The following is a 12,995-nucleotide window of genomic DNA, read 5'->3' on the forward strand; positions in this document are numbered from 1 at the left end:
TGGCATGCTCTGACGACGTGGAGCCATTGAACCCGGAAGACCCGGCGGGCATCGGCCCGTTCCGACTGCTCGGCCGCCTCGGGGTCGGGGGGATGGGCCGGGTCTTCCTGGCGCGCTCGGCCGGGGGCCGCACGGTCGCCGTGAAGGTGGTGCACGCGGAACTGGCGGCCCGGGACGAGTTCCGGCGCCGGTTCGCCCGCGAGGTCGCCGCCCTGGAGCGGGTCGGCGGCACGGGCACGGCCCCCGTCCTCGGCTCGGACACCGGCGCCGCGGCCCCGTGGGTCGCCATCGGGTACGTGCCGGGCCCGTCGCTGCGGACGGTGGTGGGCGACGAGCACGGGCCGCTGCCGACCGAGACCGTACGGACGCTGGCGTCGGGGCTCGCCCGCTCCCTCGGCCGGATCCACACCGCCGGGCTGGTCCACCGCGACCTCAAGCCCTCGAACGTCCTGCTGACCGTCGACGGGCCGCAGATCGTCGACTTCGGCATCGCCCGCGCCGTCGACACGGTCGCCGAGGGCGGCGACCTCACCGCCACCGGGGCCGTCGTCGGCTCGCCCGGCTTCATGTCGCCGGAGCAGGTGCGCGGCGAGCGCCTGACGCCCGCGTCGGACGTCTTCTGCCTGGGCTCGGTCCTCGTCTACGCGGCGACCGGGCGCGCGCCGTTCGGCTCGGCGGACAGCGGCGTCCACGCCACGATGTTCCGCATCGCCCACGACGAGCCCGACCTGACGGGCCTGCCGCCCGAACTCTCCGGCCTGATCCGGGCCTGCCTCGCCAAGGAGCCGGCGGCCCGCCCGTCGACCGGCGAACTCGTCGGCGCGCTCCCGGTCGCCGACCCCTGGCTCCCGGCGGACGTCCTGGCCCGCCTGGGCCGGCACGCGGCCCGGCTGCTCGAAGCGGAGGCGGGGGCGGAGGCGGGGGCGGAGGCGGGGGCGGAGGCGGGGGCGGAGCCGGCCCCGGGGGCCCCGGGCGATCCGGGCACCGGGGACGCGGGCCGTGCGGCCGCCGGGAAGCCGACCGCCGGGGGCCGCCCGGCACCCGTGGACCCGACCCCGACCCCGGCCCCGCCCGCCGCCGACCCGTCCGGATCCACCGTCGCCCCGCCCCGCCCCCGGCACCGCCGCCGGGCCCTGCTCGCCGCCCTCACGACCCTCGCGGTGGCGGCCGCGGCCACCGCCGCGTACGCCTTCTGGCCCGGCCCGGCGACCGGCGCGGGCGCCGACGGGACCGACGGGAAGGGGAAGCAGGGGAAGGGGCGGACGACGGCCCCCGCCGGGATCGTCCCGGCCGCCTTCCTCGGCGCCTGGGAGGGCGTGCTCCAGGGCGGCGAGGACCATCCCAGGGAGACCGCCCGCATCGAGATCACGCAGGGTCCGGCCGGCACCAAGAACGCCGTCTACGTCCAGGTCTCCGAGGGCCGCCTGTGCATGGGCCGCTCCCGGCTCGTCTCGGCCGACGAGGACGAGGTCGTCTACGGCGAGTCGGACGTGACCACCAGCGTGCCCGCCGCGCGCTGCACCCCGGCCGCCCACCAGACCCTCTCCCTGCGCTCCCCCGACGTCCTGGAGTGGACCTCGGGCGCCGCGAGGGCCACCTTCCGCAAGGCCCCCACCGGCACGTCCGTCGTCCCCGCCCGCTTCCTCGGCGAGTGGCAGAACGTCCCCCGGCCGGAGGTCCACGGCGACCTGGACGGGCGGTACGGGACGTGGGTGACGGTCACCCAGGGGCCGGTCGGGACACGGGTCGTCCGGTTCCGGGACGTCTTCCCCCGCACGGACGAGGAGGGCTCCCCCACCGCCGGGACGGTCTCCTGCGGCTCCAGCGCCGTCCTCGGCGGCTCCGGGAACCTGCTGGTCGTCGGCCCGCAGGTCCGCGACCAGGCCGCCTGGGACCCGGAGTGCGCCGAGAACGGCTCCAGCTACCTGGGGATCGTGCGGTGGAAGGGCGAGGAACGGCTCCTGGTGTACCCGATGCTCGACGGGGAGCCGGGCGAGTACCGGCGGCGGTCCTAGTACGGACGGGGGCCCGTGCCCCGGTCGGTGACCGGGGCACGGGCCCCCGCGCGTACTTCTTCCGGGGCTCCTAGAGGAAGGAGTTGATCTCGATCGTCTCGGTGCGGCCGGGGCCGACGCCGATGGCGGAGATCGGAGCCCCCGACATCTCCTCCAGGGCCTTCACGTAGGCCTGCGCGTTCTTCGGCAGGTCGGCGAAGGTCTTGGCCTTGGTGATGTCCTCGGACCAGCCCGGCAGCATCTCGTAGACCGGCTTCGCGTGGTGGAAGTCGGACTGCGAGTAGGGCAGCTCCTCGACGCGCTTGCCGTCGATCTCGTACGCGACGCAGACCGGGATCTGCTCCCAGCCGGTCAGCACGTCCAGCTTGGTGAGGAAGAAGTCGGTCAGGCCGTTGACGCGGGTGGCGTAGCGGGCGATGACCGCGTCGAACCAGCCGCAGCGGCGGTCGCGGCCGGTGGTGACGCCGCGCTCGCCGCCGATGCGGCGCAGGTCCTCGCCGTCCTGGTCGAAGAGCTCGGTCGGGAACGGACCGGCGCCGACGCGGGTGGTGTAGGCCTTGAGGATGCCGATGACCCGGCTGATCTTCGTCGGGCCCACGCCGGTGCCGGTGCAGGCGCCGCCTGCGGTCGGGTTCGAGGAGGTGACGAAGGGGTACGTGCCGTGGTCGACGTCGAGCAGGGTGCCCTGGCCGCCCTCGAAGAGCACGACCTTGTCCTCGTCGAGCGCGTTGTTGAGGATCAGGGTGGTGTCGGCGACGAACGGCTTGAGCTGCTCCGCGTACTGGAGCATCTCCTCGACGATCTGCTCGGCCTCGATGGCCCGCCGGTTGTACAGCTTGGCGAGGAGCTGGTTCTTCCCCTCCAGGGCCGCTTCGACCTTCTGGGCGAGGATCGACTCGTCGTACAGGTCCTGGACCCGGATGCCGACGCGGTTGATCTTGTCGGCGTAGGTCGGGCCGATGCCCCGACCCGTGGTGCCGATCTTGCGCTTGCCGAGGAACCGTTCCGTCACCTTGTCGAGGGTGACGTTGTACGGGGTGATCAGGTGGGCGTTGCCGCTGATCAGGAGCTTCGACGTGTCGACGCCGCGCTCGTTCAGCCCACTCAGCTCGGAGAGCAGGACCGCCGGGTCGACGACGACACCGTTTCCGATCACCGGGGTGCACCCCGGCGAGAGGATTCCGGAAGGGAGAAGATGCAGCGCGTACTTCTGGTCGCCCACGACGACCGTGTGGCCGGCGTTGTTGCCACCCTGGTAGCGCACCACATAGTCAACGGATCCACCGAGCAGGTCGGTGGCCTTTCCCTTGCCCTCGTCACCCCACTGAGCACCGAGCAGCACAAGTGCGGGCACAGGCGTACACCCCTTCCGGGTGGGGCATGTCCAAGGTCAGGGGGCGTACGCCGCCTCACCGGTGTGCCCCGGAATAGACGAAGCCCCTGGCGCAATAGCGCAAGGGGCTCTTGCACAAAGATGCTACCCGAGGAAGGACCGAGGTGTCGGATCACGACCAGCTGCTGGTCATCGTCGACCCGGTCGCCCGCCGAAGCGACGGCGAGTCCGTACGGATCGCGAAGGATGTCCTGTCCGCCGGCGCGGAGGCGAAGATATGCCTGCCGGAGGGTCCGGAGGAGTTCTCCCGGGCCCTGTCCCGGCGCGGCTCCCGGCGCCCCGTGCTGCTCGGGGACGACCGGGCCCTGCTGCGCGCGGTGACGCTGCTGCACCGCGAGCGGGACCTCGCGGAGGGGGCCCTCTCCCTGGTCCCGATCGGCGCGCCGGAGACCGTGGAGGTGGCGTGCGCGCTCGGCGTGCCGCGCTCCACGCCGGCGGCGGCGCGGGCGGCCCTGGACGGGGCGGTGCGCCGCCTGGACCTCCTGGTGGACGACAGCGACGGCGTCGTCCTCGGGGACCTGCTGGTCCCGGCCGTCCCGGTCCCGGCCCCGGCGGCCCCGTCGGTCTGGGGCACCTGCCGCTCCCTGGTCCGCACCCTGGTGCCCCCGGCGGTCCGCCTCCACCCCCTGCGGGTCGAGGCGGACGGCGTCCTCCTCGCGGACGTGGACACCCCCCTGGAGGCCCTGACGGCCCGCTCGGTCGCCGGCACGGCGGAGGTGACCGTCCACCCCCCGTCCGCCCCGCCCCGCCACGCCACCGCCCACACCCTCACCGTCTCGGGCCCGGACTTCCGCTACCGCGCGGACGGCCGCCTGACGGGCCCGGTGCGGCGGCGGACGTGGGCGGTGCGGGAGGGGGCGTGGGGGTTGAGGCTGCCGAGGGGGTGACGTCGGGGAGGGGGTGGGATTGCCGGAGGCGCGCAGGGAATTCCCCACGGGGTGGGGATAGCGTCACGGGTGGGGAGACCGAGGGGGGCGTGATGACGCGCGCGTTGGACACGGCGGGGACCGCCGAGGCGCTGGACAGGTACCGGGAGCGGGCCGGGCAGACGCTGGCCGGGGGCGTCGTCTCGCTCGTCGGGGGTGTGGTCGTCGGGGTGCTGTCGGGGCCCGCGTGGACCGGTGACGTGGTGGCGTGGGCCGTCTGCTTCGGCGTCGCGCTCGTCTTCGTCGGGACCGGGGCCCTGGTGATCGCCCGCAGGATGCGGGCCGTGCTTGCCGCCGGGGAGTGGTCGGCGCACACCGCCGTGCCGGTGGCCCGGCGCCTGCACTCCCCGGTGGTCGTCCTGCGCTCCCCCGCGACCGGCGAACGGTGGCCGCTCACCGTCACGGCCGTGCGGTGGCGCCAGGACTCGGCCCGGCCGGGCCCGGGCGGCGTGCTGTGGTGGTGCGGCGACCCGCGCACGGGCGGGGTGCTCACCCGCCCCCACAGCGGGGAGCTGTTCTGGGCGAAGCCGGTACGGGGCGGGGACGCGCGGCGCCGGATCGTACGGCGGGCGGAGGAGCGGGGGCTGCCGGCCCTCGCGACCTCCCTCGCGGCCCCGTCCGGCCCTCAGCGGGCGGGAGGGGGGACCGTCCCCCGGCCGAAGGCCCGCCGCAGGGGCCGCTGGCGCTGGCTGGTGTCGGCGTCGGTCCTGGTCCTGGGCGCTTGCGTCGTCCTCTCCCCGGACGCCACGTCGCCCGCCGACCCGCAGATCGAGCTGACCGTGCTGAGCGAGGAACCCGACGGCGGCTGCGAGGTGCGCTGGAAGGACCCGTGGGACGGGCGGGAACGCACCGGCCCGTTCACGTGCGACCCCGACCGCGACCCGCAGCTCGCGGACTGGGAGACCGCCTTCGTCGTGTCGGACGGCTTCTGGAAGGGGGAGCTGTACCGCTGGGACGACGACGAGCTGCGCGGCCCCCGGGCGTGGAAAGTGCTCGACGGCTTCGCCGTAGGCGGGGCCCTGGGCCTCTTCGCGGGGCTGGCCGGCGGCGCCGTGGGCCTGTGGCGGCGGCGCGTTCCGAGGCCGCCGGTGCCGGTCATGGCGCCCCCGGTCGCCGCCGCACCTCCGCCCTCCCCGACGTACGCACGGCTGGCCGCCCTCGCCGAACAGCAACCCGTGCCGGGGCCCCGCCGCCCCGAGGCGGACGTACGGTCGGCGCCGTGGTGGCGGGTGCGGGGCCTGCGCCGGGCCTCCGGCCTGAACGGGCTGCTGTCCGCGGCGGCCTGCTGCGCGTTCGTGGGCGGGTCCCTGCTGCTGCCGATGGAGGGGTTCCAGCGCGTCTACCTCTTCGGACTGGGCACCGTCTTCCTGGTCCTGCTGGCCCTCTGGAGCTTCCGGGTCCTGAGGGGCGGGGCCGGGGCCGCCCGGCTCCTGGCGAGGGCGGCGACCGCCCCCGTACCCGTCGTCCGCAGGTACGCGCTGCTGCACGACCCGCGCGACGACACCCCCGTGCTCGTGCTCTTCCCGGCCCACGGCGGCCCGGACGACCTGCCGGAGGCGGTCCTGTCGCTGGCGCCGCCCGGCACGCAGAAGGACTCCCGCCTCGGCCTCCCCCCGGTCCCCACCGGAACGGCCGAACTGCGCGGCTGGCTGGACCGCACCGACGACGGCCGACCGGTCGTCGTGCCGTGGATCGACGACCGCCCCCTGTGGCCGGCGGGCCCGTACCGGGAGACGGGCACGCCGGAGGCCACGGCCTTCCTGGACCGGCTCGCGCCGCCGCCGGTCCCCGATCCGCGGACGCTCCCGTAGCGGCCGCAGACCCCTACCCGACGACCGGGCTGCGGCGTTCGAGCAGGACCACGTCGCGCCAGGTCCCGTGGTGGCGGCCGAGGCGTTCGCGGACGCCGACGGTGCGGAAGCCGGCGCGGTGGTGGAGGGCCAGGCTGGCGGTGTTCTCCGGGAAGATCCCGGACTGGACGGTCCAGACGCCGGCCGCGTCGGTGGAGGCGAGCAGGGCGGTGAGCAGGGCGCGGCCGACGCCCCGGCCCCGGGCGTCGGGGTGCACGTAGACGGAGTGCTCGACGACGCCCGCGTAGGCGCAGCGGTCCGAGACCGGGGTGACGGCGGTCCAGCCGACGACGCCGTCCGCCCGGTCCAGGGCGACGAAGCGGTGGTCCGGCAGGCGGGAGGCGTCGAACTCGGGCCAGGCGGGCGCGGTGGTCTCGAAGGTCGCGTCCCCGGTCGCGATGCCGAGCCGGTAGATCTCCAGGACCCGGTCGGCGTGCTCGGGGCGCATCGCGGCGAGGCGTACGGCGCCGCTCATGCGCGGGCCTCGACGCCCAGCTCCGCGAGCAGGTCGCGGACGTGTCGCTCGACGGCGTCGCGGACGGGCCGGACCGCTTCCACGTCCCGGCCCGCGGGGTCGTCCAGTTTCCAGTCGAGGTAGCGCTTGCCGGGGAAGTACGGGCAGGCGTCGCCGCAGCCCATGGTGACGACCACGTCGGAGGCCCGGACGGCGCCGGCGGTGAGCACCTTGGGGGTCTCGGCGGCGAGGTCGACGCCCACTTCCGCCATGGCGGCCACGACGGCCGGGTTCACCGCGTCGGCGGGGGCGGACCCGGCGGACCGGACCTCGACGCGGTCGCCGCCGAGGCGGGCGAGGAAGGCGGCGGCCATCTGGGACCGTCCGGCGTTGTGGACGCAGACGAACAGGACGGAGGGGGGCGGGGCGGGGGTCATGTGGGTACTTCCCGGGTCGGGGCGGGCACGGGCACGGGCCCGGCTTCCGGAGCACGGCCGGCTTCCGGAGCGCGCCCGGCTTCCGGAGCACGGCCGAAGAGGGCGGCGGCCAGGGCGACCCCGGCTCCGGTGCCCAGGACCTGGGCCGCGACGAAGGGCGGTACGGAGGCCGGGGCGATGCCCGCGAAGGTGTCGGAGAAGACCCGGCCGACGGTGACGGCCGGGTTGGCGAAGCTCGTGGACGAGGTGCACCAGTAGGCCGCGCCGATGCAGGAGGCCACCAGCACCGGGGCGAGGTGCCGCTGCCCGGTCCGGCCGAGTCCGAGGACCAGGAGGACGAGTGCGCCGGTCGCGACGGTCTCGGCCAGCCAGAGGTGGCCGGCGGACCGGTCGCGGGTGGAGAGGGAGACGAGGGGGCCGGCGAACACGGCATTGGCCAGGATCGCGCCGCCGACCGCCCCGGCCGTCTGGGCGGGCAGGTAGGCCGCGACGTCGCGCGCCGCCGGTCCGCTCCCGTCGCGGCGCCCGGTCCACCACAGGGCCAGGGTGACCGCCGGGTTGAAGTGGGCGCCGGAGACCGGACCGAGCAGGGCGATCAGCACGACGAGGCCGAGGACGGTGGCCAGCGCGTTGGCGAGCAGCCGGACGGCGGCGTCCTGGGTCAGCTCGGCGGCCTGGATGCCGGAGCCCACGACGACGGCCACGAGCGCGGCCGTGCCGATCAGCTCTGCGAGCGCGCGGCGCCACAGCGGCGCCTCCATCAGGGCGTTCCGGCGGGCACGGCGTCGGCCGGGGCCCGGAGGAGGGAGGAGAGCCGGGCGAGGGCGGCGGGCAGCACCCAGTAGTAGACCCAGGTGCCCCGGCGCTCGGAGCCGACCAGTCCGGCGTCGCGCAGCACCTTCAGATGGTGGGAGATCGTCGGCTGCGAGACGTCGAACGGCCCGGTGAGGTCGCAGACGCACGCCTCGCCGCCCTCGTGCGAGGCGATCAGCGAGAGCAGACGCAGCCGGACCGGGTCGGACAGGGCCTTGAACGTCTTCGCCAGGTCGACGGCGGAGGCCTCGTCCAGGGGCTCCCGGACCATCGGCGAGCAGCAGGCCGCCGTCTCTTCCTGCCCGACCAGCGGCAGTTCCCACTTCGACATGCATCGATATTGACAGTCATCCATCCCGGTGGCAACCTCGACCCCGTCGATCCATATCGACAACCATCGAAACAAGGAGACGGTCATGTCCCGCGTCCAGCTCGCCCTGCGCGTCGCCGACCTCGAAGGATCGGTCGCCTTCTACACGAAGCTCTTCGGCGTGGAACCCGCCAAGCGCCGCCCCGGGTACGCCAACTTCGCCGTCGTCGAACCCCCGCTCAAGCTCGTCCTGATCGAGGGCGAGGCCGACGAGGACGCCCGGCTCGACCACCTCGGCGTCGAGGTCGGGAGCACCGAGCAGGTCACCGCGGCCACCAACCGCCTGAAGGACGCCGGTCTCATCACCGCCGAGGAGAACGACACGTCCTGCTGCTACGCGCTCCAGGACAAGGTCTGGGTCACGGGCCCCGGCGGGGAGCCGTGGGAGATCTACGTGGTCAAGGCGGACGCGGACACCCTCGCCAAGGCCACCGAGGCCGCGTCCGCCTGCTGCGCCCCGGCCTAGGGGGTTCCTCCCGACTCACGTCACCGACCTGCGCACCGCCCCGGCAAGCGCAGCCGCGCGCACGTCGTCCGGGCGGAGGGCCGCCCCGGAGGGCGGAGCACCGCTCTCCCGAACCGGCCCTCACACCTCCACCACCAACCCCTCGAACCCCCTGATCACGTACCCCGCCCTCCGCACCGGCTCCGACACCAGCCGCATCCCCGGGGCCCGGCTCAGCAGTTCGCCGAAGAGCGTCGTCAGTTCCAGGCGGGCCAGGGGGGCGCCCAGGCAGTAGTGGATGCCCGCGCCGAAGGTGAGGTGGGGGTTGTCGGGGCGGGAGAGGTCGAGGGCGTCGGCCGTGGGGCCGAAGCGGGACGGGTCGCGGTTGGCCGAGCCCAGGAGGAGGGCGACCTCCGAGCCCCGGGGGATCAGCCGGCCGTCCAGCTCGATGTCGTCGAGGACCCAGCGCTCGAACATCTGGAGCGGGGTGTCGTAGCGCAGGAGTTCTTCCACAGCTGTGGACAAGTTTTCGAGAGACGGGCGGACGCCCTCCCGGAGGAGGATCCGCCAGCCGTTGACCGTGGTGTTCACCGTCGCCTCGTGGCCCGCGTTCAGGAGCAGGACGCAGGTCGAGACCATCTCCTGTTCCGTCAGCTCCGGAACGGCGAGGAGCGCCGAGATCAGGTCCTCTCCGGGGGCCTTGCGGCGCCTCGCGATCAGTCCGCGCAGGTAGTCCGAGAACTCGATCGACGCCCCCACCGCCCGCCGCGCCGTCTCCTCCGACGGGTTCGGCTCGAACATCCCGCAGATCGCCGCCGACCAGGGCCGCAGCCGGCCCCGCTCCTCGTCCTCCTCCGGAATCCCCAGCATCTCCGCGATCACCGCGACCGGCAGCGGCTCCGCCACCAGCGCCTGGAGGTCGCCGCCGCCCGCCGCCAGCAGGTCCCCGACCAGGCCGGCGGCCAGGCGCCGTACCGCCGGGGCCAGGTTCTCCACCGTCCTCGGCGTGAACGCCTTCGAGACCAGGCGGCGGATGCGGGCGTGGTCCGCTCCCTCCAGGTCGAGGAGCCCGTGGTCGTTCAGGGTGTGGAAGGGCTCGTGCGCCGGGTCCGGGGCCTCCCGGCCGAACTCCTCGTGCGTGAAGCGGTGCGTGTACGTCCGGCCGAGCCGCCGGTCCCGGAGGAGCGCCGAGACGTCCTCGTGGTGCGGGACCAGCCACTGGCGGGTCGGCTCGTGCCAGTGGACCCGGCCTCCCGCCCGCAGCGCGGCGTAGGCGGGGTAGGGGTCGGCGGTGAACTCCGGCGACCAGGGGTCGTACGCGGTGGTGTCCATGGGCGGACGCTACCCACCCACCCGCACCAGCCCCGCCTCGTACGCGAACACCGCCGCCTGCGTCCGGTCCCGCAGGCCCAGCTTCACCAGGATCCGGCTCACGTGCGTCTTGATCGTGGACTCCGCGACGACCAGGTGGTCCGCGATCTCCGCGTTCGACAGGCCCTGCGCGATCAGCACCAGGACCTCCGTCTCGCGCTCGGTCAGCTCCCCGATCTGCGCCATCGCCGGCGGGCGCGGGGAGGACCCCGGCGCCTTCGCGAACTCGGTGATCAGGCGCTTCGTGACGGTCGGCGCGAGCAGCGCCTCGCCCGCCGCGACGACCCGGACGCCGTCCGCGAGCTGCCGGGCCGAGGCGTCCTTGAGCAGGAATCCGGAGGCTCCGGCGCGCAGCGCCTGGTACACGTACTCGTCCAGGTCGAACGTGGTCAGGACCAGCACCTTCGCGTCCGCGTCGGCCGCGACGATCTCCCGCGTGGCCTCGATCCCGTTCAGCTCCGGCATCCGGATGTCCATCAGGACCACGTCCGGACGCAGGGCCGCCACCTGGGCGATCGCCTCCCGGCCGTTGACCGCCTCGCCGACGACCTCGATGTCCGGCATCGCGCCCAGCAGGACCGAGAAGCCCTCCCGGACCATCATCTGGTCGTCGACGATCAGCACACGGATCACGACCCGGCCTCCTCACGGCTCACGGGGACGAAGGCCGTCACCTCGTAGCCACCGTCCTCGGTCGCCTCGGCCGTCATCTCACCGCCCAGCATCGTCACACGCTCCCGCATGCCCGTGATGCCGTGGCCCGCACCCGGCGACGGCTTCACCAGGCCGCGCGCCGGACCGTTGGCGATGCGCAGGCCCAGGCCGCCGAGCACGTACGACACCTCGACCTTCGCCGCCGCGCCCGGCGCGTGCCGCAGCACGTTCGACAGGGCCTCCTGCACGATCCGGTACGCGGAGAGCTCCACGCCCTGCGGCAGCTCGCGCACCGCGCCGGTCACCGTCTTCTCCACGTCGAGACCGGCCTCGCTCACGTTGGCGACCAGCGCGTCCAGATCGGCCAGGGTCGGCTGCGGGGCGTCGGGCGCCTCGTAGTCCTCGGCCCGGACGACCCCGAGGATGCGGCGCAGCTCGGTCAGCGCGGCGACCGCGTTCTCCCGGATGGTGAGGAAGGCCTGCTCCAGCTCCGGCGGCGGGTTCTCGACCCGGTACGGCGCGGCCTCCGCCTGGATCGCGACCACCGACATGTGGTGGGCGACGACGTCGTGCAGCTCGCGGGCGATCGTGGTCCGCTCCTCCAGGAGCGTCCGCTTCGACCGCTCCTGCGCGGTGACCGTCTGCTGCGCGGTGACCTCGCGGTCGGCCTGGCGGCGGACCTGGAAGACGGTGACGGTGAGGAGGACCAGGGCCGAGGCGAAGGCCATCGCCACGGATTCGGAGTCGCCCCCCGCGCCGAGGAACATCCCGGTGAAGGCGCCGAAGGCCGACGTCACCAGCCACATCCACGCCGCGGCGCGGGGCCGGGTGCGGGCCGCGACCACGGCGAGGACCACCAGGTGGGAGAAGAACGTCGTGTTCGACCAGGGCCAGCCGCCGTCGTAGCCGGTGAGGTACCCGATGAAGGGCGCGGAGCCGAGCGAGGTCCAGAACGCGAGGACCGGCCGGACCAGGGTGAGCAGCACGATCGCGGCCGGCGCGCAGGCGATCAGGAGGGCCAGCGGGCCGAAGTGGGTGTCGACGCGCTCGTATCCCATGGCGAAGGCGACGAAGGCGAGGAACACCACGACCGCGTGCGGGAAGAACCCGGCGCGGGCCCGTATCCGCTTCGGCAGGAGGCGCGCCAGCCTGCTGGTCACCTGCACGGGCGCCAGCGGCCGGTAGGCCGGGGCGTCGTGGAGGAGTTCCTGCCGCAGCCCGCCGAGCGCGACCTGGACCAGGTGGAACTCGGGGGCCCGGTTCGTCCCGGGGGTCTGTGTCTGAGTCACGCCGTTCACGGTACGGGGGAGGCCGGAGCGGGTCGTCCCGCTCCGTACGGATCCTTCCCCGTCCGTCCTGAGTACTACGGAAGAGCCGGACCGGTACCGGCGGCCTCACCAGGCCAGCTGGGCGATCTCCTCCGCCACCACCGCGCACGCGTCCGTCGCCGGGTCGACGAGCGGGAAGTGGCCGGTCTCCTCCAGGAGCGTCAGGCCGACCGCCTCGCCCGCCCCCGCCGCCGCCTCCGCGTACGCGTCGGCCACCGCGTACGGCACGACGACGTCCTCGCGGCCCTGCACCACGGTGGTCGCGATGCCGGTCGGGAGGAGGGCGGCCGGGTCGGCGGAGGCCGCGCGCTCCTCGTACGCCTCCGGGCCGCCGAGGAGTTCGGTGACCGCGCCGCCGCACACCCCGAGCTCGACCGCCCGCGCGAAGTGGGCGATCGGGGCGAGGGCGACGACCCCGCGCAGCGGCGGCGGGGCGGGCAGCCGCCACGGGGAGCCGGCTGGCAGGACGTGCCGGGCGGCGGCCCACAGGGCCAGGTGCCCGCCGGCCGAGTGCCCGGTGAGCACGATCCGGCCCGTGTCGGCCCGCGGCAGGTGTACGGCGGCGAGCTCCGGTACGGCGTCGAGCGCGGCGGCCACGTCGTCGAAGGTCTCGGGCCAGCGCCCGGCGACCGGGGCCGTGCCGCCCTGGCGCGGCAGGCCGCCGCCGCGCCGGTACTCGACGCTGGCGACGGCGAAGCCGCGCCGGGCCAGGAAGTCCGCGAACGGCGTCAGGTGCCCCCGGTCGTACGGGGCCCGCCAGGCGCCGCCGTGCAGGGCGACGACGAGCGGGGCCCGGTCGCGTCCGTCGCGCGGGGCGTAGAAGTCGACCACCTGGTCCGGGTGGTCGCCGTACGCGGCGGTGGCGTCCGGGGCGACGACCGGGTGCGAGAAGGCCGACGCCTCTTCGGCGGCGTCGCGCGCGGCGGGATCCATGGGCTG

13 protein-coding genes are annotated in these 12,995 nt (G+C 74.8%); 4 read left to right on the forward strand and 9 right to left on the reverse strand.

All coding sequences use genetic code 11. The features are described from left to right. Positions 1-17: 17 nt before the first annotated feature. Positions 18-2,015: a serine/threonine-protein kinase gene (locus ACIQKA_RS15875; protein ID WP_402541280.1), complete on the forward strand. Its 1,998-nt coding sequence runs from the start codon at positions 18-20 to the stop codon at positions 2,013-2,015. 70 nt (positions 2,016-2,085) lie between these two features. Here the strand turns inward: ACIQKA_RS15875 and ACIQKA_RS15880 are convergent, their stop codons facing one another. Beyond that, the gene (locus tag ACIQKA_RS15880) at positions 2,086-3,369 is read right to left on the reverse strand and encodes an adenylosuccinate synthase (protein ID WP_383436289.1); all 1,284 of its coding nucleotides are present in this window, start codon (positions 3,367-3,369) and stop codon (positions 2,086-2,088) included. Positions 3,370-3,512: 143 nt separating this feature from the next. On the opposite strand from ACIQKA_RS15880, the gene ACIQKA_RS15885 reads away from it, so the two are divergent. Together ACIQKA_RS15885 and ACIQKA_RS15890 are read left to right on the forward strand one after the other, a co-directional pair. Further along, positions 3,513-4,295, forward strand: a complete 783-nt coding sequence (locus ACIQKA_RS15885; RefSeq protein ID WP_402541281.1) for a diacylglycerol kinase — start codon at positions 3,513-3,515, stop codon at positions 4,293-4,295. A 92-nt stretch (positions 4,296-4,387) separates the two neighbouring features. Beyond that, positions 4,388-6,145 carry a hypothetical protein gene (locus ACIQKA_RS15890; RefSeq protein WP_402541282.1) on the forward strand — a complete coding sequence of 586 codons (1,758 nt, stop codon included), beginning with the start codon at positions 4,388-4,390 and terminating at the stop codon, positions 6,143-6,145. A gap of 13 nt (positions 6,146-6,158) precedes the next feature. On the opposite strand, the gene ACIQKA_RS15895 is transcribed toward ACIQKA_RS15890, so the two are convergent. The 4 genes from ACIQKA_RS15895 to ACIQKA_RS15910 are packed head-to-tail and all read right to left on the reverse strand — an operon-like array spanning position 6,159 to position 8,219. After that, entirely contained in the window at positions 6,159-6,659 is a 501-nt protein-coding gene (locus ACIQKA_RS15895) for a GNAT family N-acetyltransferase (RefSeq protein ID WP_383150119.1), read from the reverse strand. Then, positions 6,656-7,075 (reverse strand): arsenate reductase ArsC, encoded by a 420-nt coding sequence (locus ACIQKA_RS15900; protein ID WP_402541284.1) that lies wholly within the window; start codon positions 7,073-7,075, stop codon positions 6,656-6,658. Before ACIQKA_RS15900 ends, ACIQKA_RS15895 begins: the two co-directional genes overlap by 4 nt. After that, a complete protein-coding gene (locus tag ACIQKA_RS15905) occupies positions 7,072-7,836 on the reverse strand; it encodes an aquaporin (protein WP_402541285.1) in 765 nt (254 codons plus the stop codon). The genes ACIQKA_RS15900 and ACIQKA_RS15905 overlap by 4 nt, the downstream gene beginning before the upstream one ends. Continuing rightward, positions 7,836-8,219: an ArsR/SmtB family transcription factor gene (locus ACIQKA_RS15910; protein ID WP_383436276.1), complete on the reverse strand. Its 384-nt coding sequence runs from the start codon at positions 8,217-8,219 to the stop codon at positions 7,836-7,838. Before ACIQKA_RS15910 ends, ACIQKA_RS15905 begins: the two co-directional genes overlap by 1 nt. Positions 8,220-8,304: 85 nt before the next feature. Between ACIQKA_RS15910 and ACIQKA_RS15915 the strand changes: the two genes are divergently transcribed. Continuing rightward, the gene (locus tag ACIQKA_RS15915) at positions 8,305-8,724 is read left to right on the forward strand and encodes an ArsI/CadI family heavy metal resistance metalloenzyme (RefSeq protein WP_402541287.1); all 420 of its coding nucleotides are present in this window, start codon (positions 8,305-8,307) and stop codon (positions 8,722-8,724) included. Between the two features lie 120 nt (positions 8,725-8,844). On the opposite strand, the gene ACIQKA_RS15920 is transcribed toward ACIQKA_RS15915, so the two are convergent. The 4 genes from ACIQKA_RS15920 to ACIQKA_RS15935 form a co-directional block, all read right to left on the reverse strand. Beyond that, a complete protein-coding gene (locus ACIQKA_RS15920) occupies positions 8,845-10,035 on the reverse strand; it encodes a cytochrome P450 (protein WP_383440970.1) in 1,191 nt (396 codons plus the stop codon). A gap of 9 nt (positions 10,036-10,044) precedes the next feature. Continuing rightward, positions 10,045-10,707, reverse strand: coding sequence for a response regulator transcription factor (locus tag ACIQKA_RS15925; RefSeq protein ID WP_351973453.1), 663 nt, complete (start codon positions 10,705-10,707; stop codon positions 10,045-10,047). After that, positions 10,704-12,017 (reverse strand): histidine kinase, encoded by a 1,314-nt coding sequence (locus ACIQKA_RS15930; RefSeq protein ID WP_391094768.1) that lies wholly within the window; start codon positions 12,015-12,017, stop codon positions 10,704-10,706. Before ACIQKA_RS15930 ends, ACIQKA_RS15925 begins: the two co-directional genes overlap by 4 nt. Before the next feature lie 105 nt (positions 12,018-12,122). Next, the gene (locus tag ACIQKA_RS15935; RefSeq protein ID WP_383440971.1) at positions 12,123-12,989 is read right to left on the reverse strand and encodes an alpha/beta hydrolase family protein; all 867 of its coding nucleotides are present in this window, start codon (positions 12,987-12,989) and stop codon (positions 12,123-12,125) included. Positions 12,990-12,995: the final 6 nt, after the last annotated feature.

Origin of the sequence: Streptomyces sp. NPDC092045 (assembly GCF_044756005.1) — a bacterium.
GTDB lineage: Bacteria > Actinomycetota > Actinomycetes > Streptomycetales > Streptomycetaceae > Streptomyces.

Coding starts and splice junctions, on each gene's coding strand:
- ACIQKA_RS15920 (WP_383440970.1), bottom strand. CDS start 10,035: ATGGACACCACCGCGTACGACCCCTGGTCGCCGGAGTTCACCGCCGAC.
- ACIQKA_RS15905 (WP_402541285.1), bottom strand. CDS start 7,836: ATGGAGGCGCCGCTGTGGCGCCGCGCGCTCGCAGAGCTGATCGGCACG.
- ACIQKA_RS15935 (WP_383440971.1), bottom strand. CDS start 12,989: ATGGATCCCGCCGCGCGCGACGCCGCCGAAGAGGCGTCGGCCTTCTCG.
- ACIQKA_RS15895 (WP_383150119.1), bottom strand. CDS start 6,659: ATGAGCGGCGCCGTACGCCTCGCCGCGATGCGCCCCGAGCACGCCGAC.
- ACIQKA_RS15910 (WP_383436276.1), bottom strand. CDS start 8,219: ATGTCGAAGTGGGAACTGCCGCTGGTCGGGCAGGAAGAGACGGCGGCC.
- ACIQKA_RS15890 (WP_402541282.1), top strand. CDS start 4,388: ATGACGCGCGCGTTGGACACGGCGGGGACCGCCGAGGCGCTGGACAGG.
- ACIQKA_RS15915 (WP_402541287.1), top strand. CDS start 8,305: ATGTCCCGCGTCCAGCTCGCCCTGCGCGTCGCCGACCTCGAAGGATCG.
- ACIQKA_RS15900 (WP_402541284.1), bottom strand. CDS start 7,075: ATGACCCCCGCCCCGCCCCCCTCCGTCCTGTTCGTCTGCGTCCACAAC.